The organism is Desulfobaccales bacterium (assembly GCA_041648175.1).
Taxonomy (GTDB): Bacteria; Desulfobacterota; Desulfobaccia; order Desulfobaccales; family 0-14-0-80-60-11; genus 0-14-0-80-60-11.
The window spans coordinates 19,006-42,378 of record JBAZPO010000010.1 but is presented as its reverse complement, the minus strand read 5'-3'; the positions used below and the strand labels follow the sequence as shown (position 1 = coordinate 42,378).

23 protein-coding genes are annotated in these 23,373 nt (G+C 56.0%); 10 read left to right on the top strand and 13 right to left on the bottom strand.

Annotated elements, in window-relative coordinates; genetic code table 11:
• The 5 genes from WC600_10725 to WC600_10705 form a co-directional block, all read right to left on the bottom strand.
• On the bottom strand, positions 1-918 hold the full coding sequence (locus WC600_10725) for a glycine cleavage system protein H (GenBank protein MFA4903204.1): 918 nt from the start codon (positions 916-918) through the stop codon (positions 1-3).
• An 11-nt stretch (positions 919-929) separates the two neighbouring features.
• Positions 930-1,367, bottom strand: coding sequence for a hypothetical protein (locus tag WC600_10720; GenBank protein ID MFA4903203.1), 438 nt, complete (start codon positions 1,365-1,367; stop codon positions 930-932).
• Positions 1,368-1,859: 492 nt separating this feature from the next.
• Positions 1,860-2,240: a hypothetical protein gene (locus WC600_10715; GenBank protein MFA4903202.1), complete on the bottom strand. Its 381-nt coding sequence runs from the start codon at positions 2,238-2,240 to the stop codon at positions 1,860-1,862.
• A 374-nt stretch (positions 2,241-2,614) separates the two neighbouring features.
• Positions 2,615-2,947 carry a hypothetical protein gene (locus tag WC600_10710; GenBank protein ID MFA4903201.1) on the bottom strand — a complete coding sequence of 111 codons (333 nt, stop codon included), beginning with the start codon at positions 2,945-2,947 and terminating at the stop codon, positions 2,615-2,617.
• A gap of 9 nt (positions 2,948-2,956) precedes the next feature.
• Positions 2,957-3,304, bottom strand: coding sequence for a hypothetical protein (locus tag WC600_10705; protein MFA4903200.1), 348 nt, complete (start codon positions 3,302-3,304; stop codon positions 2,957-2,959).
• Between the two features lie 208 nt (positions 3,305-3,512).
• On the opposite strand from WC600_10705, the gene ileS reads away from it, so the two are divergent.
• The 4 genes from ileS to WC600_10685 all read left to right on the top strand — a co-directional run bounded on the left by ileS (position 3,513) and on the right by WC600_10685 (position 8,592).
• Positions 3,513-6,296, top strand: coding sequence for an isoleucine--tRNA ligase (ileS, locus tag WC600_10700; GenBank protein ID MFA4903199.1), 2,784 nt, complete (start codon positions 3,513-3,515; stop codon positions 6,294-6,296).
• A gap of 91 nt (positions 6,297-6,387) precedes the next feature.
• The gene (lspA, locus tag WC600_10695; GenBank protein ID MFA4903198.1) at positions 6,388-6,888 is read left to right on the top strand and encodes a signal peptidase II; all 501 of its coding nucleotides are present in this window, start codon (positions 6,388-6,390) and stop codon (positions 6,886-6,888) included.
• A complete protein-coding gene (gene lgt, locus WC600_10690) occupies positions 6,869-7,660 on the top strand; it encodes a prolipoprotein diacylglyceryl transferase (protein MFA4903197.1) in 792 nt (263 codons plus the stop codon). Before lspA ends, lgt begins: the two co-directional genes overlap by 20 nt.
• 110 nt (positions 7,661-7,770) lie before the next feature.
• A complete protein-coding gene (locus WC600_10685; GenBank protein ID MFA4903196.1) occupies positions 7,771-8,592 on the top strand; it encodes a phosphatidate cytidylyltransferase in 822 nt (273 codons plus the stop codon).
• Between the two features lie 93 nt (positions 8,593-8,685).
• Here the strand turns inward: WC600_10685 and WC600_10680 are convergent, their stop codons facing one another.
• The 4 genes from WC600_10680 to WC600_10665 form a co-directional block, all read right to left on the bottom strand.
• The gene (locus WC600_10680) at positions 8,686-8,931 is read right to left on the bottom strand and encodes a BrnA antitoxin family protein (GenBank protein MFA4903195.1); all 246 of its coding nucleotides are present in this window, start codon (positions 8,929-8,931) and stop codon (positions 8,686-8,688) included.
• A complete protein-coding gene (locus WC600_10675; protein MFA4903194.1) occupies positions 8,894-9,187 on the bottom strand; it encodes a BrnT family toxin in 294 nt (97 codons plus the stop codon). The genes WC600_10680 and WC600_10675 overlap by 38 nt, the downstream gene beginning before the upstream one ends.
• A gap of 215 nt (positions 9,188-9,402) precedes the next feature.
• Entirely contained in the window at positions 9,403-10,461 is a 1,059-nt protein-coding gene (locus WC600_10670; protein MFA4903193.1) for a hypothetical protein, read from the bottom strand.
• Between the two features lie 370 nt (positions 10,462-10,831).
• A complete protein-coding gene (locus tag WC600_10665; protein MFA4903192.1) occupies positions 10,832-12,367 on the bottom strand; it encodes a TolC family protein in 1,536 nt (511 codons plus the stop codon).
• Between the two features lie 222 nt (positions 12,368-12,589).
• Between WC600_10665 and WC600_10660 the strand changes: the two genes are divergently transcribed.
• From WC600_10660 to surE, 6 genes are all read left to right on the top strand, one after another.
• On the top strand, positions 12,590-13,528 hold the full coding sequence (locus tag WC600_10660; GenBank protein ID MFA4903191.1) for an NAD-dependent epimerase/dehydratase family protein: 939 nt from the start codon (positions 12,590-12,592) through the stop codon (positions 13,526-13,528).
• A 92-nt stretch (positions 13,529-13,620) separates the two neighbouring features.
• Positions 13,621-14,649: an ABC transporter ATP-binding protein gene (locus WC600_10655; protein MFA4903190.1), complete on the top strand. Its 1,029-nt coding sequence runs from the start codon at positions 13,621-13,623 to the stop codon at positions 14,647-14,649.
• Complete coding sequence (locus tag WC600_10650; GenBank protein MFA4903189.1) at positions 14,636-15,424, top strand: ABC transporter permease; 789 nt, start codon at positions 14,636-14,638, stop codon at positions 15,422-15,424. Before WC600_10655 ends, WC600_10650 begins: the two co-directional genes overlap by 14 nt.
• Positions 15,425-15,426: 2 nt before the next feature.
• Positions 15,427-16,875: a GldG family protein gene (locus WC600_10645; GenBank protein ID MFA4903188.1), complete on the top strand. Its 1,449-nt coding sequence runs from the start codon at positions 15,427-15,429 to the stop codon at positions 16,873-16,875.
• Entirely contained in the window at positions 16,872-18,254 is a 1,383-nt protein-coding gene (locus WC600_10640) for a DUF4340 domain-containing protein (GenBank protein ID MFA4903187.1), read from the top strand. The genes WC600_10645 and WC600_10640 overlap by 4 nt, the downstream gene beginning before the upstream one ends.
• 238 nt (positions 18,255-18,492) lie before the next feature.
• Positions 18,493-19,254: a 5'/3'-nucleotidase SurE gene (gene surE / locus WC600_10635; GenBank protein MFA4903186.1), complete on the top strand. Its 762-nt coding sequence runs from the start codon at positions 18,493-18,495 to the stop codon at positions 19,252-19,254.
• 49 nt (positions 19,255-19,303) lie between these two features.
• On the opposite strand, the gene WC600_10630 is transcribed toward surE, so the two are convergent.
• From WC600_10630 to ubiE, 4 genes are all read right to left on the bottom strand, one after another.
• Complete coding sequence (locus tag WC600_10630) at positions 19,304-20,227, bottom strand: hypothetical protein (protein ID MFA4903185.1); 924 nt, start codon at positions 20,225-20,227, stop codon at positions 19,304-19,306.
• Positions 20,228-20,416: 189 nt separating this feature from the next.
• A complete protein-coding gene (locus WC600_10625; GenBank protein ID MFA4903184.1) occupies positions 20,417-21,379 on the bottom strand; it encodes an NADPH:quinone reductase in 963 nt (320 codons plus the stop codon).
• A 49-nt stretch (positions 21,380-21,428) separates the two neighbouring features.
• A complete protein-coding gene (locus WC600_10620; protein ID MFA4903183.1) occupies positions 21,429-22,046 on the bottom strand; it encodes a class I SAM-dependent methyltransferase in 618 nt (205 codons plus the stop codon).
• A complete protein-coding gene (ubiE, locus tag WC600_10615) occupies positions 22,043-22,825 on the bottom strand; it encodes a bifunctional demethylmenaquinone methyltransferase/2-methoxy-6-polyprenyl-1,4-benzoquinol methylase UbiE (GenBank protein MFA4903182.1) in 783 nt (260 codons plus the stop codon). Before ubiE ends, WC600_10620 begins: the two co-directional genes overlap by 4 nt.
• Positions 22,826-23,373 lie beyond the last annotated feature (548 nt).

Genomic DNA, 23,373 nt, shown 5'->3' with positions numbered 1-23,373 from the left:
TCAGGTAAGAAGAAACTTATGAACGAGGTCTTCCCACTTGAGATCATGCAGGTTCCCGAATATATCATCGACTATTTCACCGCCTGTTGCGGCAAGCGGGACTCCATAGACATCCACCACCATTTCTTCCAGCTTCCTCACCTCGTCTTTGAGCCATGAAACCGCTTTCTGTTCGAACAGAAGACTCCTGGTTTTGTTTCTCAGGCCGCTGACCGGGTCAATGACGACCAACCAGCCCTTTCCGTAAGGGTCTTTTTTAGAAAGATTAGGCTGCACCACAGCGCTTTGATTGGTTGCCATAACGATGCCACTCATAGGCGTGAGAATTTCAGCGGTCATCTCCTCTCTCTTAATAGACCAACCTGTCTGATTCGGCTTTAGCTTGGTGCCGATTTTCGGAAGGGAGATGTCGGTTGCCCCGAGCAGCCTCCAGGCAAAATCATCGATACCCAGGCGTACGAATCCTCCATGCTCTATCCGCGCCCAACTGTGCCCTTTGTGGTAGTAATAGCCATCGGCAACCATAAAGCCGGCAACCTTGTTAACCTGAGCCGCGGAATGAGCTGACAGGTCCTCTTCACACAGAAGTTGGTCGTAGTCGTACAGAAGTTGGTCGTATGCACAGTCTTTACATTCGAAGTTATGGGAGCATAATTTGAAAATGACACGGCCCGTCAGCATGTGCCGGCATTCCTTGTGTAATTTTGGGTTCCCCATGACCTCTTTCCAACTGACCAGGGCCGTTGGTTTTTGAACCGATTTCTTACTGATTGCCTTGTCAAAGGCACAGGAAGTGCAATCGAAGGCATTTTCACAAGTTTTGAAATTCACCACTCCGGCCTTCATCCAGATACACTGGTTCTCGTTCATGGATAAAACCCGCACTCCCAGGCCTTTCTGCTCGACTTTCGTTTTCATAACCAGCCTCCTTAATTTCGAACACCGCAGTGGTAGTAATAGCCATCGGCAACCATAAAGCCGGCAACCTTGTTAACCTGAGCAGCAGGATGAGCCGACAGGTCTTCTTCACGCAGAAGTTGGTCGTATTCATACAACTGTTGGTCATATGCACAGTCTTTACATTCGAAGTTATGGGAGCATAATTTAAAAAGGACACGGCCCGTCAGCATGTGTCTGCACTGCTTATGTAAATTTGGGTTCCCCATGACCTCTTTCCAACTGACCAGGGCCGTTGGTTTTTGAACCGATTTTCCACTGATTCCCTTGTCAAAGGCACAGGAAGTGCAATCGAAGGCATTTTCACAAGTTTTGAAATTCACCACTCCGGTCTTCATCCAGATACACTGGTTCTCGCTCATGGAAAGAACCCGCACTTCCAGGCTTTTCTGCTCCACTTTCGTTTTCATAACCAGCCTCCTTCATTTCGAACACCGCAATAGAGCCGGCGCTCTCTAATTTGTGGAGTAGCAAAATTGAATTGGTTGTCGCAATACTCTAATTACAATATCCATGCCATACTCAAATGGAGCAATTATTGTCAAGCCGTACGGAACTTGGACGTCGCAAACTGAGGACACTACAAGAAAATAGAATTATCAGAACTTACCTTGACCTGCAAGGGGCACGTTTTTACTGTTAAGCTTCTTTGTCTGGGTCTCTCTGATCCGCACTTATGCCTTTTATTCCGGTAGGTTATGAAAGTGTACAGGTTATATGCAGGGGTATTAAGAAACTGTACACCTTGTTAAGAAAAAGTATCTCCTATTACGGAAAAAACTTTTGGCAAACGCTATAATTTCAGATTTAATCAGAGAGGGGCCGGGAAATGGGCTCAGAAAAAAGCCCCGGTGAAATGTTCACCGGGGCTTCTTTATAACCGAACCGAGGCTAGACGCCGATCAACTAGGCGGAGGCCCATAATAGGGCTGCTGTTGCCCATAACCCTGAGGCTGCTGCTGATAATAACCCTGTTGTTGCTGCGGCGGCGGATAGTAGCCCTGCTGCTGATTATTGCGCGATTGGCCGTAAGCCTCACCGGCTACGCCACCTCCCGCCGCGCCCAGCAGACCGCCAATGGCCGCACCTTTTAACGGGTTGCGGTTATTGATGGCTGCCCCTAAACCGGCCCCCAAAGCCGCGCCCAGACCCGCACCGCCATACATATAAGGACTGGGACTTTGTTGGGTGGCGCATCCCATTGACAGACTCAAGGCCATCACGACCAATAATGCCAGCCATTTTCCCAGACGCACACCCAAGAATCGTTGCAAGCCGTTCATGACTCTCCCCTCCTTAAGGGATTGCTCCTTGCTTGATGGATTAGAGCTACCCTCAGGAAAAATGTTAAGCCTTGCAGGTCGGAGAAATAAAATTTTTGCAAAATTAAAATCGAGGGCAGAAAAGAGCAAGCCGCCGGTTTCTGGGATACTGAAACCCGCCTAGTATCTATTCGGATGTAGGGCCGCCGTACTTTCCAACCCAGGGCGGGGAGACCCAGCCCCTACAAATGTTTAAGTGAACAGCATTGGATTTACGGGGATTTCAAGGGGTTATATCCCCCCTGTCTTCCTTTCCAAAGGGGGATATTATTTTCCGGTCTCAAATGAACCCGAGATCGGTTTTGAAATGACTTATAGTCGTTATGAGGGAATAATCACGTCCTTAAGCCCAGTTCCTCCGCCAACCGGTCGGCGTAACCCATGATAAAGTCCCGCTGCTGCCGGGTGGCGTAGGCGATGCAACTGCAGCGCATGGTTTGCAGGCTGCGGATGAGGAACTCGAAGCGTACGAAGTCGTCCCCTACCTCCACCGCGAAGCGGTGCGGCCGGCAATCCCGGTGGTCAAACTGATCCGGGCTCAACAGATCCTCTTGCAGGTCTATCCACCAGATATCCGCTATACCCGCGGCGATGGCGTGTTGGTTGAGATAATCCCGGACCCGGGCGACATCGTCCCGGGGTATTTCGTCCAGCAGATATTGTCGCATAAGGCTTTCCTAGACCTTCTCATTTTCCGTCGGCTCGGGCTGTCCAGGGCAACGGGCGGCGTCCACCATGGCAAAACCCCACAAGGCCATCAGCAGGACAAACGGAATCAAGAAAAACGGGTGGGTGATGGTATCGAAGACCAGGAGTTGGAACATCTGCCAGGTCAGGGGGCGAGGGTAGAAGACCGACAGGTATTCCTGGGACAGGAGCACCATGCCCACGAGCAGCACCGCCCCTATAAGGATGTTGGCCCCCAGCACCAGAAGCACGCCCTTCCGCCGGTCCTGGTTATAGAGTTGCCCCAGCCCGGGAAACACGAACGCCGAAAGCAGAAAAGCCTTTAACCCTTGCCGCATGTTTAAGTTTATCCTAAACCGTTCCCTCCGGTCAAGGAGGAGAGGGTGATGGTCCTTGCGCCGCGGCATATAGGGACTAGAGGGCTAGGGTGAGGGGTGAGAAAGGGGGGCAAACTCCAGGCCCTCGAGCAGCGGTTCCCTGCCTAATTGATTCCTTGGCAGGCTGGGATATGGTACTATAATAAAATTGTCTTTCGGAGGCTGTTGCATGGATTATAAAGAGACGTTAAATTTGCCCCGCACCAATTTTCCCATGAAGGCCGATCTGCCCCGGCGGGAACCCTTGTTCCTTGAGCGCTGGGCCGAGATGGACCTTTACGGCAAGATCAGGGCCCAAAGCCTGGGACGCCCCAAGTTTATCCTCCATGACGGCCCTCCCTATGCCAACGGCCACATTCATCTGGGGCATGCCTTAAATAAGATCCTGAAAGATATCATTATCAAATCCCGGCAGATGACGGGATATGACAGCCCTTACGTGCCGGGCTGGGATTGTCACGGCCTGCCCATCGAACACCAGGTGGACAAAGAACTGAAGGCCAAAAAACTGCGCCTGTCCCAGGTCGAGGTGCGCCAGCGCTGCCGGGCCTACGCCGGCCAGTTCATCGATATCCAACGCGCCGAATTCAAGCGTCTGGGGGTCTTGGGAAACTGGGATCACCCCTACCTCACCATGAAAGATGCTTACGTGGCGGAAATCCTCGAGGAATACGGCCAGTTCTACTTCAGCGGCGCCATTCACCGGAGCAAAAAGCCCATCCACTGGTGCGCCACCTGCCGCACCGCCCTGGCCGAAGCCGAGGTGGAATATGAAGACCACCGCACCCCGACTATTTTCGTCAAATTTTCTCTTGTGACCCCTCCGCCCCAGATGCCAGAATTAGGGGCCGGCAAAAAAACCGCCCTGGTCATCTGGACCACCACCCCCTGGACTCTGCCTGCCAACCTGGCCATCGCGATGCACCCGAACCTGGAATACGTGGGTATGGATGTGGGCGACGAAGTCCTGGTGCTGGCCGCCGACCTGGCCCCGGGCCTGTTGAGTCTGTGGGGACTCACGGGGCAGGAAATCTTCAAGGTCAAGGGACGCAAGCTCGAAGGCGCTCTCTGCCGCCATCCCTGGCTGGAACGTGACTCCCAGGTCATCCTGGCCAATTACGTCACCCTGGAAGCGGGCACCGGCCTGGTGCACATCGCGCCGGGACACGGCCAGGAAGACTACGACAGCGGCCGCAAGTATAATCTGGAACCCTATTCGCCGGTGGACGACTTCGGCAAATTTACCCAGGAAGTGCCTGAGTTTGCCGGTCAAAAAGTCTGGGAGGCCAACTCCGGCATCATTGAACTCCTCAAGGCCAAAGGCAAACTCCTGTCGGCCCAGGAGCTGACCCACAGCTACCCCCACTGCTGGCGCTGCAAACAACCCATCATTTTCAGGGCCACCGAGCAGTGGTTCATTTCTATGGAAACCAATGACCTGAGGTCCAAGGCCCTGGCGGCCATCGACCGGGTCACCTGGATTCCCCGCTGGGGCCGGGAGCGCATCTACCAGATGGTGGAGCGGCGCCCGGACTGGTGCATCTCCCGCCAGCGGGCCTGGGGCGTGCCCATTGTGGCCTTTCACTGCGTAGGCTGCGGCAAGGTGCTGCTTACTCCCGAGATTTTAGAGAGCATCATCGCCCGGGTACGTGAGGAAGGTGCGGATCTTTGGTTTGCAGACTCTGCGGCATCACTGCTCCCGCCGGGAACCACGTGCGCCTGCGGCGGCTCCGATTTCAAGAAAGAAACCGACATTCTGGACGTTTGGTTCGATTCCGGGGTAAGTTGGGCCGCGGTGGTGGAACCCGACCCGACTCTGGCCCTGCCCGCCGACCTCTATTTAGAGGGCTCGGACCAGCACCGGGGCTGGTTTCACTCCAGCCTCCTAACCTGCGTCGGCACCCGGGGCCACGCCCCTTATAAGGGTGTGCTGACCCATGGCTTTGTGGTGGACGGCGACGGCCGCAAGATGTCCAAGTCCCTGGGGAACGTCATCGCCCCCCAGGAAGTGATGGACAAATACGGCGCCGAAATCTTGCGCCTGTGGGTGGCCGCAGAGGACTACCGGGATGACGTCCGCCTCTCCCCGGACATCCTCAAGCAACTGGCCGATGCTTACCGGCGCTTCCGCAACACCGCCCGCTTCATGTTAGGCAACCTCTCCGACTTCGACCCCGAGCGCGACTGGCTCGAACCGGATAAGCGGGAGGAACTGGATCGCCTGGCCCTGTCCTGGCTGGCCCAGTTGCTGGCCCGGGTCAAGCGCGCTTACGAAGACTACGAATTCCACCAGGCCTTCCACCGTCTGCACCAATTCTGTGCCGTGGAAATGAGCGCCATCTACCTGGACATCTTGAAAGATCGCCTCTACGTCTCCAAGGCTGATTCACGGGAGCGCAGGAGCGCCCAGAGCACGTTATTCGACCTGCTCCAAGGCCTGACCCTGGCCATGTCCCCCATCCTGTCGTTTACCGCGGATGAAATTTGGGGATATATTCCCGGCTCCGGCCGTCCCGAAAGTGTCCACTTGGGCGATTTTCCCGAGCCGCCCCCGGGCTTGCCTGACGAGGCTTTGCTGGCCAAGTACGACTTTTTGCTCAAAATCCGGGGCGAAATCAACCGGAAGCTGGAAGAGGCCCGGAAGACCAAGCTTATTGCTGCGTCACAGGAAGCTGTGATATATTTGGGCGCGACCGGTGAACGGTTTGAGAAACTGCAGGGTCTCATCTCTGAGCTTAAAACCTTGGCTCAAGTGGCTGAATTGAAGGTCGAGCCTATCGAAGTCCTTTCAGGGGAAGGTATCATCTCGGGAGAGATTTCCGGTTTAGCGGTGCTCGTGAAAAAAGCCTCGGGAGAAAAATGCGTCCGATGCTGGTTCCATTATCCAGGAGTTGGCGAAGACCCCAAACATCCCCAAATATGCGCCCGCTGCCGGCAGGTCCTGGAGGACTAATACCAGGTCCTCATTAAGATTAACCAAACTTAAACGGTAACTTATTGCAATTTTGATCTATTTTAACGAAAAACCATAAGCGGAATAAAAAGTGTCCCGGAAATTAGCCATTCTCATGCCCGTCCTCATGGTGGGCTTGGTTCTCGATCAGGTCAGCAAGCTGTTCATCCTCCTGAAGCTGCCTTTGGGAGGTAAGCTGGCCCTCATCCCCGGACTGCTCAACTTCGTGCACGTCCATAACAAGGGCGCGGCTTTCGGCATCTTGTCCGGCTGGTCGGCTGAATTCGCCTGGCTGTTCTTTGTGGCAACCACCGCTTTGGTCCTAGTGATCCTGGGTTATATGTTATGGCGGCTGCCCGGTAGCGAATGGCTCGCGACCCTGGGATACAGCCTGGTCTTAACCGGGGCCCTGGGCAACCTGATTGACCGGGTCCGCCTGGGAGAAGTGGTGGATTTTGTTGACGTCTATTACGGCCACTACCATTGGCCGGCTTTCAATGTGGCCGACAGCCTGGTCTGCGTAGGAGCCGCCGTCTTGGTATGGGTTATTATCAAAGAAGAGAAAACCGCTGATGCATCCAATCCTGCTTGAACTCGGGCCGATAAAAATCTTTACTTACGGCTTTTTCCTGGCCGTGGCCTTTTTGACCGCTATCTTCGTGGCGGGCCGGGAAGCCCAGCGCCAGGGCATACCCAAGGGGCAATTTTACGACCTCTGTTTCTATATCATCGTGGCGGCCCTGGTGGGCTCCCGCCTGCTCTTCGTCATTTTGGAGCCCGGGCCTTTTTTGAGCCATCCTCTAAAGCTCATCGCCCTCTGGGAAGGCGGCCTGGATTTCCAGGGAGGCATGTTTTTGGCCCTGGTTGTGGCCTTTATCTACATCCGCTACCGCGGCTGGGCCTGGCGCCCCACCCTGGATGCCCTGGCCGTGGGCGCGCCCCTGGGCCAGTTCTTCGGCCGCATCGGCTGCTTTATGGCCGGTTGCTGCTTCGGCACTCCCACCGATCTGCCCTGGGCAGTGGTCTTCACCGACCCCACCTCCCTCTGTCCACTCCGGGGGGTCCATTTGCATCCGTCTCAGCTCTACGAAGCCTTCCTGGCTTTGGGCGTATTCGGGTTTCTCTATTGGTTCCGAACCCGGAAACGCTATAGCGGACAGGTGATCCTGATTTACCTTTGCCTGGCTGGCCTGGTGCGCTTCGTGGTGGAGTTTTTCCGCAGCCCCTTGGATTATCGGGGGCCAACATACCTTGGCTGGATGCCCCTGACCCAGCTCATCGCCCTGGTTCTCTTCCTGGTGTGCGCCGGTCTGCTGCTTTACTGGGGCTTTAAGTCCCAGCCCCAGGCCCAGGAGCAGCATTGATGGGTCTGGGGTCTTAAACGATAGGGTTTACTTTTGGCTTCTCGAGTCCAAGGTTCTAAAGTCCTTTTCCAGAACCCGAAACCTGAAACCTGCCTTAAAGGGGGTGCCTATTGCACGCACGCCGCTGGCTAACCGCCCTGATCGCTTTACCTATACTGTTGTTGGTGCTCTTAAAAGGCGGGCATATCTTTTTTATCCTGTTGATCCTGGCGGTCAATTGCCTGGCCCAGTGGGAGTTCCTGGGCATGTTCCAGGTCGAAGCCGACGTCATTCGCCGGTTGAAATCCATCATCCTGGGATCGATACTTCTTCTGAGCTTCTGTACTGCCCAGCGGGCCTCTCAGATCTCCAATCCCACCGGTGTCATCTTCGTCCTGGTGGGCGTCCTCTTTGTCCTTTTTCTCTTCTATCTCATCACCTACGACCACATCGTCGAACTCACCAAGGATTTGATGATCAACGTCCTGGCCCTCCTGTATATCCCTTTGCTTCTGGGGCACTTTATCTGGCTGCGCCACTTAAACGACGGCCAATGGTGGATCTTCTGGCTCTTCATGGTGATCATGGCCGGGGATACGGGGGCATTTTACTGCGGCCGGACCTTTGGCAAAACCAAACTCTACCCTGCGGTCAGTCCGGGCAAGACCTGGGCCGGGGCAGTGGGGGGCACCATTGCGGCGGTGATCGTCGGTGCCGCCGTAGCGCATTGGGCCTTGCCCTGGGAGAGCTTGGCGACCATGGCCGGGTTGGCGCTGTTTTTGGCCATTGTGGGACTGCTGGGGGACCTCTTCGAGTCCATGCTTAAGCGTCAGGCCGAGGTTAAGGACACCTCGGGGCTCCTGCCCGGCCATGGCGGCATGCTGGACCGCCTGGACAGTCTGCTCTTCGCCGCGCCCGTGGTACTCTACGTCCGGTTATTCCTCATCGGCTGATTGTCGGAAAGGAAATCTGAGGTCAGGGGGCCATTAAGTCAGACGAACTTTAATAGCGGAAAGGGTCCTAAAGCCACTCCCGTTTTTTCCTCATCATCGCTTACTGTGATTCTCCTTGTAGTCCCGCAGCGCCGCACTGATGCGCGCCTCATATCCCTTCCCTTTCCCCTTAAACCAGGCAAGCACGTCCGGATCGACCCAGATAGTCAAAGGCACCAAGACCTCAGCCTGAGCCCAAAAGGCTTCATCTTCCCCTAGGTCGGGGATTTCGGAATAATCTATCTCATCATCCTTCAGGGCATCAATTCTTTCCCAATCGGTCTGCGACTGACTGTTCATATCTTCTCTGCTCCCTCCGGTTAGCCTTCCTCAAAGAAATAATCCGGATGATGTTGGGCTTTCGCATACTAAAGACCACGGCCATCACCCGCCGGTTGAGGACGCCGAACCCGATAAATCTTGCCTCGCCGTAATCAATCCGCCGATCAAGGGCGATCACCATTTCGTTGGAGAAAAGCTGCGGGGCATCGATAAAGTCTACGCCATGCTTTTCCAGATTGCCTAGGCGCTTTTCTTCATCCCACTCAAACCGCATAAGTTATTTTAAGCCTCTTCTGTCACGGCGTCAATCGCCCAATCAGCTTCTATCACAATCGCCTCTGGGTGGTTGTTATCAGGACCACCCCCCATTGATTCCCGTATGCTGTCACCCAAAGTCCTTTCCCTTTATCCCTCTCTCCCCTTGCCGGACAGGGTCAGGGTGAGGGGTAAATAAGAAATAACTTTTAGAAACGAGCCTAGGTGAGACTTTTAATGACCTGCGGCGCCGCTATGTAACGGGCGAGTTGGGTAGCAATGATTTATGATAGTATTAGCTAATTTCTTATAGCCTGCTTCTGAATAATGTCCATTCACTCTAAATGGAAAAAAGCTTAAGGGGTCTGGATCGTTAATCATGGTCTCATGAAAATCTATTACCTGGATACCATTTTGCAGGATAAGGGCTATTAATTCAGATCGTCGCATAAATTTATCATCATTAACCTTTTTCATGTATCTATCGTAGCTTGGGAGATATACAAAGAATAATTTGCCTCCCCAGGAAGACACCATATTATTTGCTCGATTAATTAAAGTAGCGGTTAATTTTATATAATATTTTTCATGATATCGTTTGGCTACCTTATGATAATTTATTCTTATCTTTTCTAAGGTAAATAAACTCTGCAGTTGTCTAATAATAAATGCCTGTTGAGCACTATTGTAATAATATTTTCCAGAATCTATTAATTTTTCATCAATTTCATCCTGCCGGTTAATCAGGTTCTGAGAAAAACCATCCTTTAGATATTTATTTAATATCGGTATGGTTAATTCCTCCTCCAGGTCGTCAAGATCATTACCTTCAAAGTACAACCACATCACGGTCTTGGGCCTTACAACCTTGACATACTCGACCGTGATGGCATACTCCGCTAAAGGTCCTATACCTGCCGAGCCTAAACTGAGAACGGTTTTTCCCCGTCTTCTTATGAGTGCGGCAAGATTATTTTCCGGTGAGACGCAAGCCCCTTGAGCGAATGAATCGCCGATTAACCCTAAATCAATATCTCGTCGCGGCCACACCCCTGGTGGATTATTAAATCCATGTTCATCAGCTCCGTAAATTGTATAGCGTCCGCATTCATTGCAGAGAACCGTCATTTGCCGTGATATACCTGCCAAAGGACCTATTGTCCTTAACGTTTGACAAGCTCCCTTTGGATAGAAAAATGGATAGGCCTGAACGCCTTCCTTCTTTAGGTCTTGAACCACCCCAAGAACTGTCCGACAGTCATAGGGGAGTCTCCTTTCCTGGGCTTTTTGCATTCTCAATTTATTATAATCAGCCCTAAAGTAATTCTTAAAAGTTAAAAATATTTCGGCACAGAAAGTGGCAAGGATAACCGAAATTATAATAGTCAGGGCTCTATACAGGTAATGCATGGGTCGGAGATTAGTGCGGGGATGTCTTGACTTGATTGAATATTATTGCGCCTTCGCACGGTAATATCTCGGGAGAGTTTGCTCCGGAATATCTTGAAATGATACTAACAATAAAATATTCTTTTTATCAAGATAATAAAATATTTGTCTAGATTGACTATAAGATTTGTACAAAGTTGTGGTGCACCCTGGGAACACCAAAAGGGCAGGCCCTTTGGCCTGCCCTGGTTTTGTTGCTGATATAAGGGAAAATCTATTTGGTCTTGCCGGTATCCGGAGCGCTGGCAGGCTTGACATTCAGGCGCGAAGTGATGTCTTTCTCGGGTTTGCTCTCAGCCGGTAACTTTCTGATATACGCGCCACTGGATTTGTCCAGTTCGACCACGGCCATGTTGTAGTCAAACAGGGATTGGAGGTATTCGCCCCGGAAGGACCCGTAGCGCTCGAAGGCCTGGAAGATGTCATCCATTGACCCCAGCCCCATATCAAAGTTGCTGAACGAGGTGACCATCCAGCGCCGGGCGTTGATATAAGCCTTCTCCAACCCTTGAGAACCTTTATAATTTTCCTGGACCTTGCCGTAATCCTTGGCCACTTCCACCGGGATGCCCATGAGCGCGGTCTTTTCAGTGTGCTGCAACTGATCAAGTTCCGCTTTGGCCTCACCGACCTTGGCTTTCAGAATGCCGAAATCAAAGTGCCACTGGGCCCCCACCGCGGGCAAGGCGCCGATGCCGTTAAAGTAGTCGTTGGTATAAGGGTCGGGGTTGTAATCCCGGCCCGGGGCTCCGGCCACCTGGCCCAAAACCGCGAAGAAGAAAGACGGCAGGCGGTCGGCCTTGGCCGCATCCACCAGCAACTGCCGGGCCTTCAGACCATGCTTGAGCTGGGTGAATTCCGGCCGCAGTTCTAAGGCCGTGCGGATGTAGTGGTTCAAATCGGCGGGGGCTGTGGGGGCCGGGAGTTCCTGGGGTACCTGCAAATCCTGATTTTCCCCGTAGCCGATCTGGGCTTTTAAGGCCTGATAAGCCACCTTAGACCCTTCCTCCGCCTGGGCTGCAAATTTCTCCACCCCGCCCTCGTACATGGCCAGTCGGTACTGATCGCTTTCCTTGACGTTGGCCGAGTTGATCTGCATGAGGCGAGTTATCCGCGTCCGGGTATCCTTCAAATAAGTACGGGCATCATTCACCGCATCCCTGCCCTGAGTAGCCAGGATGAGGCCGTAATACGCCTGGGACACATTAAGCATGACCTCGCCTTTCTTGAGGTCGACCCCGGCTTTTTTGACCAAAACGTTTTTGCCCGCGGCTTCTTCCCGATAGGCGATTTTGCCGAAGGTATAAAGAGGCTGCATGAGCGTAAACGTCAGATTGCCGAACACGTTCATACCGTGGATCTTGCCTGCGGGATCAGGATAGAACAGGGTCTTGTTTTCGCCGACCTGGCGCACCTGGCCCCGCCGGGCATTGGGTACCACGCCGCCCAGGGCCACGGCATCGAACTGCGGATAACGGTAGCCGTGCACTTCGTTCTTTTGTTCTTTTGCCAGGGTCACTTCACTTTTGGTAGCCTTGACTTGCGGACTGTAATTCAAGGCCATGACGACAAGTTCTTGCAGGGTGAGCACCTTGGTCGTGGCTTTGGTCTCGCCATTGGTCGCTGCTTTGGTTTCGGTTTTGATCGCGGCTTTGGTCTCGCCTTTGGTCTCAGCGGCACTGGCCGCCCCCGGCGCTGTCAAGAGGACCAAACCCAGCATTACTCCCCCAATCCGGGCCCTCAGAACCATATCCCCCCTCCTTTCAAATCCCTTTTGATACCAATTGCTCCAAGAGCATGATCACAAAGATTCAATTAATATCGCTTAAACTTTAAACCGCATAATATCAGGGGAAGATGCAAAGTTCACCTAAATTCTTTTCAGGCTGCCGTCTGCGGTGAGGCCGCGAAATAATTGCATCTAGGGAGAAAAATTAGTTAATATAAAAAATTAGACTGAGAAGGGAGACCTATGCACTCGCCAAAACGGATTCTGGTTACCGGTGGAGCCGGCTTCATCGCCTCCCACGTTGCGGACCAACTGGTCGCCACCGGCCACGAGGTAACGGTCGTGGACAACTTGAGCACGGGCAAGGCCGAACATGTGCCGGCCGCGGCGCAGTTCTATCCTTATGACATCAAATCCCCGGAAACCGCCGACCTCATTCGCCGCTTAAAGCCCCACGTAATCGTGCACCACGCCGCCCAGATGAGCGTCCAGGTGTCGGTGAGTGATCCGGTTAAAGATGCCCAGGAAAATATCCTGGGGTCTTTGAACCTCTTTCAGGCTGCGGCCCAGGCCCGGGTAGAGAGAATCATCTTCGCATCTACCGGCGGCGCTATGTACGGCAATGCAGCCCCACTGCCGGCCCGGGAGGAAGACCGGGCCCAACCCGAGGCTCCCTACGGCATCGCCAAGATGGCGGTGGAGCATTATCTGCATTTCTACCAGGCGGAACACGGCATTATCCCCATCTGCCTGCGCTACGCCAATGTCTTCGGACCCCGCCAGAACGGCCAGGGAGAAGCCGGCGTGGTGGCCATCTTCATTGAAAAATTGCTGGCCGGGCAGCAGCCCCGGATTAACGGCGACGGTTTGCAGACCCGGGACTTCGTCTTTGTGGGGGATATCGTGGCCGCCAACCTGCTGGCCCTGGACTACCCCAAAGCCGGGACCTTCAACGTCGGCACCGGCAAAGAAACCGATATTGTCACCATTTACCTCAAGCTCCAGGAAATCATGGACTCTCCCCTGGGACCGGTGCACGGCCCGGCCAAGCCCGGAGAACAGCGCCGCAGCGTGCTGGACAGCACCCTGGCCCAAAAAGAGCTGGGCTGGCAGCCCAAGACCATCCTATCCGATGGCCTGGCCCAAACCGTGGCGGCCTTTAAAGCGGCGGCGGGGATATGATTGTTGAACGGCCGAGGGAAAGTGGCTGGCCCCGGGAATAGCGTAAATATACATGGCGTGCACGCCGATTGATGGCGGCCACGGGACGCCCTATGTCGCTGCAATCGGCGGGCGAGGACGCCCGCCCTACGGCGTTTTCTTTTAACCGAAAACTGAAACCGAAAACGGTATTAAACATGGAAACCATGATTGAAGTTCAGGATCTGACCAAGTATTACGGTCCTCATCTGGCCGTCAGCCGCCTCGATTTCCAGGTGGCAGCCGGTGAGATTGTGGGTTTTTTGGGTCCCAACGGCGCCGGCAAAACCACGACCTTGAAGATCCTGGCGGGATTTCTGGCCCCCTCCGCGGGCACGGCCCGGATCAACGGGTTCGACTGCGTCACCGAATCGTTGGCCGTCCGGCGTTCTCTTGGGTACGTGCCCGAGAACGTCTCGATTTATCCCGACCTCACGGTGACGCAATTCCTGGGATTTGCCGCCCGGGCCAAAGGTGTTGCGGCCAAAGAGGAAAAACGCGAAATTGACCGGGTGGTGGCGTCCTGCGGTCTGGAAGAAGTCCGCCACACCCTGGTCGCGGCGCTTTCCAAGGGCTTTCGTCAGCGCTTAGGGCTGGCCCAGGCCCTTTTAAACCAACCGCCGGTGCTCATCCTGGATGAGCCCACCATAGGCCTGGACCCTTCCCAGATCGTGGAAATCCGCCAGATGATCAAGAACCTGGAGGGCGACCACACCGTCATGCTCAGCAGCCACATCCTGCCCGAAGTCAGCCAACTCTGCGACCGGGTGATCATCATCAACCGGGGCCAGATCGTAGCCAGCGACCGCCCGGAAAACCTCTCCCGGCAGTTGGGCCATGATTCCCGGGTGCTGCTGACAGTGGGCGGGCCTCCGGTTGAGGTGGAAGCGGCCTTACGAAAAATCTCGGGGGTGAACCGGGTCCTCAGCCAAGGCGACCATAAATTCCTGGTGGAGGCCGACCTCAGTCACGAGCTCAGACCCGAGTTGGCCCGTCTGGTGGTGGCCCAAGGCTGGGACCTCCTGGAGATGAAGACCCAGGAGTTCACCCTGGAAGAAGTGTTCCTCAATCTGGTCACGGAAGAAGATCATGAAGCAGCTTAGAGGTTGGCTGGCGGTGGTGCGGAAAGAATTGACGATCTATTTCGCCACCCCCATTTTCTATATTACGGGGTTTTTCTTTCTGCTCCTGGCGGGATATTTTTTCTACACCAACATCATCTATTACAACATCATCAGCTTCCAGGCGGCCCAGCAGGCCGGCAATCCCCAGATTGCGGCCCAACTCAATCCCCAGCAGATGGTCTTCCGGCCCCTGTTTGCGGTCCTGGGCATTATCCTGCTGTTTCTGGTGCCCTTCGTCACCATGCGCCTCTTGGCCGAAGAGAAGCGCTCGGGCACCGCCGAACTCTTATTCACTTACCCCTTGACGGACTGGGCGGTGATCTCGGGCAAATTCGGCGCCGCCCTGCTGATTTACCTTATTTTACTGGCCGTTACCGTCAGTTACGCCGCGGTCTTTGGCCTGGTTACCCGGCTGGATTGGGGGGCTCTCGGCGCCGGTTACCTGGGGATGGTCCTATTAGGCGGGGCCTGCCTGTCGCTGGGACTGTTTGCCTCCAGCCTCACCGAAAATCAGATCGTGGCCGGAGTGGTGGCCTTTGCCCTGCTCCTCCTTTTCTGGATCATCGGCTGGGTCCAGGAACTGGGCGCCGGCAGCCTGGGGCCGGTCGTCAAGTACCTGTCGCTTTTGGACCATTACGAGAACTTCACCCGGGGGGTCATCGATACTCGTGACCTGGTATACTGCCTGAGTTTCATCTATTTCTTCCTCTTTCTCACCAAGAGACAGTTGGAATCTCGGCGCTGGAGAGCATAACCGTGAGTTGGGGTAATCCATTCAAAAAACGCCAAGTGCTGTATGGGGCCGGCTCCGCCTTGTCGGTCCTGCTGGTGGTGGGCATCCTGCTTTTGGCCTCCCTGTTGGCCAACTGGCACCCCCTTCGTTGGGACGTTACCAAAGAACAGACCCAGTCCCTGTCCCCGGTCAGTAAGGCCCTGTTGAAGGACATCACCAAGCCGCTGACCCTGACGGTCTTTTTGCCCGAGGGCGCAGGCGAACGCCAAACCGCCAAAGAGATCGTGCAGCTTTACGCCTTCAACAATCCCCAAGTCAGTTACCATTTTGTGGACCCGGAGAAAGACCCCCTCAAGGCCCAACAGGCGGGCTATCGCTATGCCGGGAATGTCCTTCTGGACTATCAGGGACGGCACCAGATGGCTGATCAGCCTGATGAAAACGCCATCACTAACGCCCTGCGCAAGGTCTTGAAGCTCGAGCGCAAAAAGGTTTATTTCCTCGCGGGCCACGGCGAGCGGGATCTGAATGACCCCAAACCCGGGGGCTTCCAGGTGGCGAAAAAGGCCCTGGACAACGAAGGTTACGAGGTTGAGCCCTTTAACCTGCTGACCCGGGGCGCGATCCCCCCGGATGCGGCCGTGGTCGTCATCGCCGGACCCAAAAAGCCCCTGATGAGCACCGAGGTGCAGTCTTTAAAGTCGTTCCTTGAGCATGGCGGCCGGCTGCTGGTCATGCTGGAGGCCTTTGAAGACGGCGGCCTTAAAGACTTTCTGGCGGGCTACGGCGTGGACCTGGATAACGGCCTCATCCTGGACGTCAACCAGGTAAGCCAATCCCTGGGCTTAAGTGCGGTCATGCCTATCGTCTCTCAGTACGGTCCCTCCAAGATCACCCAGGATTTTAAAAACATCGTCACTATCTACCCCATGGCCCGGCCGCTTTTCCTGAAGGAACGGCAGGACATCACCCTTTTACCCCTGGCCACCACCATGTCCACCAGTTACGAAAAGCTGGGGAAGGAATGGATCAAGACCGAAAGAGCCGCGTTTGATGCCGTAACCGATAAGAAAGGGCCTTTTAGCCTAGCGGTCCAGGCGGAAATCAAACCCGCCCCTCCCAAGCCCAATCAGCCTCAGCCCGGCGGCACAGACCAGAAGCCGGCCCCGGCTCCAAAGCCGGAACCGCCAGCCGAGTCCAAGACCTATATGATAGTCTTCGGGGATGTGGACTTCGCGGCCAACTCGTTCTTCAACCTCTTCGGCAACGGCGACCTTTTTCTTAACACCGCCAACTTTCTGGCCCAGGCCATGGGGCAGATCACGGTGCGCACCACCGGCAAGGCCCAACTCTTGACCCTCAGGGGTTATCAGGCCTGGTGGCTGCTTCTCGCCAGCCTGGTCTGGGCCCCGGTGATCATACTGGCGGCCGGCATCTGGGCCTACCGCCGGCGGCGGAGGGCAAGGCGATGAGTCCCCGGCGGTTGCTCCCCTATCTGGTGATCTTCCTGGTCCTGGCCGGCGCCTATTTCGGTCTTCATTGGCGGCAGGAAAAACATCTCACCCAAGAGGAACAGGCCAAAAAGGTCTTTCACCTCACCCAACCCGAGATCACCGACCTGACCCTGATCCGGGGCGCGGGCGAGGTCCGCCTGGTCAAAAAGGACAAAGAGTGGTTCCTCACCGCCCCCATAACCACCAAGGCCGATCAAACCATCGTGGACAATATGCTCACCACTCTGGCCGGGCTCAAAAAGGAACGGGATTTAGGGGTGGAAAAGGACCTCAAGCCCTATGGGTTGGATAAGCCGTCCCTGGTGGTTAAATTCACCGCCCAAGGGAACCCGCACCAATTGGTGATCGGCGCCAAGGTCCCGGGCGACCAGAATTATTACGTCCTCGCCGACCAGGACCCCCACCTGCTCATGGTCACCCAGGGCAGCAAAGACTCCCTGGACCGCCAGGTTCTGGCCTTACGGGACAAAACCCTGCTGGCCTTCATCAAAGGCGATGTCAAGGGCCTGAAGATCGTCACCGGCAAGACCGTGGTAAACCTGGAGAAGTCCGGTCCCCAGACCTGGCGCTGGGTGGGGCGGCCCGACTTTAAGGTCCGGGGCGATAACGTGGAGAAACTCCTGCGGGATCTGCACCTATCCCAGGCCAAAAATTTTCTCGAGCCCCCGCCCAAGAATCTCAAACCCCTGGGACTGGTTCCCCCTCTGATGACCGAGATCACCGTAGTCACGCCCGCGGGCAATCAGACTCTCTCGTTAGGCCCCAAGCTTGGCGAGGCGGCCTATGCCCGCAAAGGGGCGGGCGGCCCCATCGTGCTGGTGGAGGCGGCCCTGCCCGTCGATATCGCCAAGGGCCTGAGTTCGCTAGAAGACCACCGCGTCTGGGCCGGAGCCATCCCCCAGGTGCATCAGATCAAGTGGGGGCCGCCCGGCAAGACCTGGACCGCCAAGAAAGACCAGGAAACCTGGCAGATTAGCGGACCGGACCAGATGGCCACGAAGCAGCCCGCGGCGCGCCTGGAGATGGCCCTGTGGAATTTCCAGAAGCTGGAAGCTAAGAAATTCCTGCCCAAGCCCGCCGCCGCCGCCGTCGCCCCGGCCTATAGCGTGGAACTCCTGGATCAGGCGGGCAAACCCCTCCTGCATCTTGAGGAGATTGGCCCCCCCGGGAAGACCGATCTCAAGGTGGTGGCAAAGGTGGGGGATAAAGCCGTGACGGCCGTGATCCCCCAGGCGCCGTTCCGCCAATGGCAGGCCGAAATGGGCCGCTTGACGGCTACGGCCAAAAAAACCGCACCGGCCCCAGAGCAAGCCGAGAACCCCAAAGGCAAGCAATAGCAGAAGATTTAAGTTATAATTTATTCCTCTCGCCAGAAGCTCCTCCCTGCAATCCCTCTTCCCTTGAAGGGTCAGAGTGAGGGGTAAAAAAGCAAAAACTTTTCGACGTCGAACAGACGTCCATCCTGAAGAAAGGCCTTTAAGTCCCCCTTTGTAAAAGGGGGATTTAGGGGGGTTTTCAAACTTACGATTTTAGCCTTACCTGACTGTGCCAAACCCGCTATCCGGAGAGCACCCCTTGAACATACTTTTAACCAACGATGACGGCATTTACGCCCCAGGGCTGGCAGCCCTCTACCGGGAACTGAAGAACCTCGGGGAGGTGACGGTGGTGGCCCCGGAAAGCGAACAGAGCGCCGTCGGGCACTCCATCAGCCTCATTACCCCGCTTCGGGTGAAAGAGGTGTCCATCAACGGCGGCGTCGAGGGTTGGGCGGTGAGCGGCACTCCCGCCGACTGCGTCAAGATTGCCATAGCGGAGCTGCTCCCGGCGCTCCCGGAACTGGTGGTCTCAGGCATTAATGCAGGCCCCAACGTGGGCATCAACGTGCTCTATTCCGGCACCGTGTCCGCGGCCACCGAGGCCTCCATCCTGGGGGTGAAGGGGGTTGCCTTTTCCTTGAACTCCTACGACATAAACGCCGACTTTACCACCGGCGCCCGCCTGGCCCGGGACTTGCTTGCGCAGTTCCAGGGTTGTTCATGTTGGACCAACGGCACCTGTCTCAACGTCAACTTACCGGCCCTGCCCCGGGACCAGGTCAAAGGGGTCAGGATTACCCGCCAGGACACCGGCCCTCTGGTGGAACACTTCGAACGCCGGGTAGACCCCCGGCGGCATGTCTACTACTGGCTGGCGGAAATCCATGCACGCCAGGAGCCCGATTTGGACACGGACTACGGCGCCCTCGGCCAGGGCTATGTCACCGTTACCCCCATCCACCACGACCTCACTGATTACCGCAGCTTAAGCGATCTCCAGACCCTGAACTGGGAATAGCCCCGGTAAGGAATTCCCGACTCCCAAGCGATCTCCAGGGCCGGAGCCCTCAGGAGAGGCGCCCTTCCTCGGCCAGGCCGCTCAAGAGAGAGTGGAAATAGATGAGCCCACCGTAAGGCTGCAAGCCTGCTAAGACGCGGTGCACCCCCTCATAGTCCAGGGGCTCATCTTGCTGCAGCCAGTTCTCAAGATAACGGCGCGCCCCCACGTCGTCCCCGGGAAAAACGGACCAGTGTCCCAAGCCCCTAAGCAGCACATATTCCGCCGACCAGCGTCCCACCCCTTTAAGGCCAATCAATCGAGTCACCGCTTCGGCTTCCTCCATCTTCTCCAGGTCTTCCAGGTCAAGGCTGCCAGCAGTCAGGCCCCGGGCTATCTCGATGATGGCTCTCCCCTTGCTATGGCTAAAACCTAAAGCGCGGAAAGCTTCCGGCGTAAGATTGGCCAAATCTCTCGGCCCCGGGAAAGCGTGGAGCGGTTCCCCTGCTCCCGGAAAGACCGGCCCATACGCGCCAGCCAGCCGGTTAAGGAGGTGAATCGCCAAGGTCAGGCTAATCTGTTGGCCGGCAATGGCGTTGACCAGGGCTTCAAAGACCGAAGGAAACCGGGGTGGCTTAAAGCCGCGAAAGCGCGCCACCAAAGGCCCCAGCAGCGCATCCGCTCCGGCCAGGCGATAAAAGTCTGCCAGGTCCGCGCTCAACCCCAGCATCTTGACCAGGAGGGGAGTCAGAACTGCGCTTAAATCCTTAGGGGAATGGGTATGGCCGGCCTTAACCAAGAGCAGCGGCGACTCCGCCGGACCGGTTTGGGTAACCGCCACCTCTACCGCTTGATCCTGCACCACGAGAACCCGCCGGTAAGTCTGGCCATCCCAGCGATCCACCAGATTGTGGGAACGACGCCGCAGCACCCAGACGGTCAGATCCAGACGAAACGGCGGCACCGGCTTGAGCTGAAAGGTTGTCTGTCGCAACCGCGCACCTTGAGAGGCCTTGAAGCCCTAAACGGGCCTGAGTTTTTTACGTATTTTAAACAAGGATAAGTGCTTCTCAAGCAGTGTCAACAACCAACAACCGGCCGCGGGAGCTTGACAGATAAGGGGGGTGAGGGGAGGCGGGCAAACTTATTGAAAATATGAAAATACCCGACCTTCCCCCACTTTTCAAGGAATCAGCACGATCTTACCGTAGGCCTTGGCTTCTATGACTTCGTGGTGAGCCCGGGCGGCCTCGCACAGGGGCAGTTTTTTGCCGATGATGGGTCGCAAAGTGCCATTGGCCAGGCCGGCCCCCAGTGCGGCGTGAATGCTGGCGGTCTCTTTTTCACTCGCGTTCCAGATATACATGCCCAGGATGCTGGTCTCTTTGGCGATGGTGTCCCGGGGGTCGATGGTTACCGTGCCCCGGGTGCCGATGACCACCACGCGGCCGCCGTTGGCCAGGATTTTCAGGTCATCTCCCAGGTTCTCCTTGGCCAGCATCTCCAGGATAATATCGACGCCGCGCTCCTCGGTGAGGGCCAGGGCTTGCTTATAATGGTCGGGATCATGATGGTCCAGGACGTGCTGGGCTCCCTGCACCGTGGTGAGGGTCCGGCCCTCCTCGGTGCCTGCGGTGCCGATGACGGTCAGGCCGAACGCGGCCCCCAACTGCACCGCAGCCACGCCCACCCCGCCGCTGGCGCCGTGGACCAGCACCACCTCGCCCGCCATGGCCCGAGCCCGTTGGAACAAGGCGCGGTAGGCCGCCGCATAGGGCACCGTGACCCCGGCCCCCTGCTCAAAAGAGACGCCTTCCGGCAAAGGATGGACCTGGGACTCCTGGCACAGGGCCTTTTCGGCATACGTGCCGCTCTCGCTATGGGAGGTATAGACCCGGTCGCCCAATTCCACCCGGCTCACCCCGACGCCCACTGCCTCCACCACGCCCGCGGCATCGGTGCCCGGCGTATAGGGCAAGGGCGCACCTTGGGGGTAAATGCCGGACCGGATATAGGTCTCCACCGGATTCACCCCAACGGCGTAAACCCGCACCAATACCTGCCCGGCCCCAGGTTCGGGCTCGGCAACAGTTTCCAGACCCATAACTTCCGGATCGCCGTATGCATGGACGCGAATCGCCTTCATGGTTCTTCCCCTTAAGATAGCGGTCAACTTTCCGCAAAATCAGAGATTTTCAGGCGCACTGTCTAACCCCTAACCCCCTCTTCACGGCCACCGCCAGGATACCAAACATTTTTTGCTCCAGGCGGCCCTGAATCCTGAAGCCCTCGTCGGTCAGGGCCTGATGCAGGTCGTGGCTGTAAAAGCGGTTGTGTTCCGGGTGCAGGAAGATGCGCCGGGCCACAAAGTTCTGGTAGAGCTGAGGATAAAACTCCTCCAGGAAATAGATGCCTCCAGGCTTTAAGACCCGGGCGATTTCCTTCAGGCCGCCCTGCCAATCCGGTAGATGGTGCAGCACCCCGAAGCCGAACACTGCGTCCAGAACTCCGTCTCGATACGGCAGCCTGAGCGCATCCCCCACGTAGAGGGAAATTTTTTCTTTGTGTGCAGGCTTCAGATAGCGCCCGGCCATGAGAATCATCTGGTGATCGAGGTCGAAGGCGTGCAGCATGGCCGGATTAAACTCTTCGGCAATCATACAGGCCCCGGCGCCCCGGCCGCAGCCTATTTCCAGGACTCGGGCCTCGGGTGCGATCCTGGTTACCCCCTTGATCCACTTAATGATCAGGCGCTGGACCATAATCCGGACGGGGCTGTTGACCATCAAGCGTTCAGCCCAGTTGATTTTCATGGCTTTACCCCCAGGTAGATCACCGCGATACCGTTGGTCAGACGGCGGTACCGGACCTGGGTAAAACCGATTTCCTCCAGGGTCGCAGTCAATTCTTCGGGTTGGGAGAACATGCGGATGGACTCCGGGAGATAGGTGTAGGCCTCCCAGGACCCTACCATAATTTTGCCCATGGCGGGCATGATATAAAACGAGTAAAGGTCGTAGAGCCAACGGAACCAGGCGGTCTTGGGCTTGGAGAACTCCAGGCACATCATGGTCCCGCCCGGCTTCAAGACCCGGAAAATTTCTTGAAAACCCACCTCGGGGCGGGTCAGGTTGCGAATGCCGAACCCCACCATGGCCGCGTCAAAGCTCGCATCCGGGCAGGACACTAGCTCGGCATCCCCCTGGATATAGTTGATGCGGGGCGCCAGGTTAGATTTGACCACTTTGGGCCACCCCGCGGCCATCATGGCCCAGTTGATGTCATAAACGGTCACTCGCCCGCTGCTGCCGATGAGGCGCGCGGCCCGGATAGCCAGGTCGGCGGTGCCACCGCAGACGTCGATGACCCGGTCCCCGGGTTTTAAGCCCATCATCCGCACCGCGGCCCGTTTCCAGAGGTGGTGCATCCCGAAACTCAGGAGGCTATTCAGCAAGTCGTATCTTCGAGCCACCGTGTCGAAGTGCTGGTGCACCAGTTTGCCTTTTTCCGCCGCACTCACCTGGCGATAGCCGAAATAGGCCGTCTGGTTTTGGTGGTCCGTCAATTCTTCGATTCCAGGCTCAGATGCCATGTCCATCCTTTTTTAATTCTCTTCCAACGTTCATATCCCTGTCATTCTGAGAGAGCAAAGCGACCGAAGAATCTCAAAAGGCATGAGATCCTTCGCTGCGCTCAGGATGACAAACAGTCGTTTTGCAGGCTCCTCGAAGCATCTTTTCAAGAAAAGGCGATTGCTTCCCTCAAACCCGCCAGCCGCCCGCCCTCAAAGAATCGACAGGCGTTCGTTCCGCCTTCGATGGAGATGAGCCAGCGATCCGGGCAATTACTCTTTATACATAATGGGGTTTAAACTGCTGCTTGGCAAGGTCATATCGGACCGGCCGATCCTTTATTCTCTTCCCCGCAGTGATGCAATTATCCCGATTTATTGTACCACCAAACTAACTACACCAATAGATTATACAGGTCCTGGCGACCTCGCTTAGGGAGGAGATCCACGAGCCTCCCAGCAGCATTTGCCGCACCGCCTCACCTCGCCATAAGACTGGCCCGAATCGCCTCACAAATCCCCGTATCCCCATAACCAAAAAATAACCAGATAAACATTTTTTTGAAATA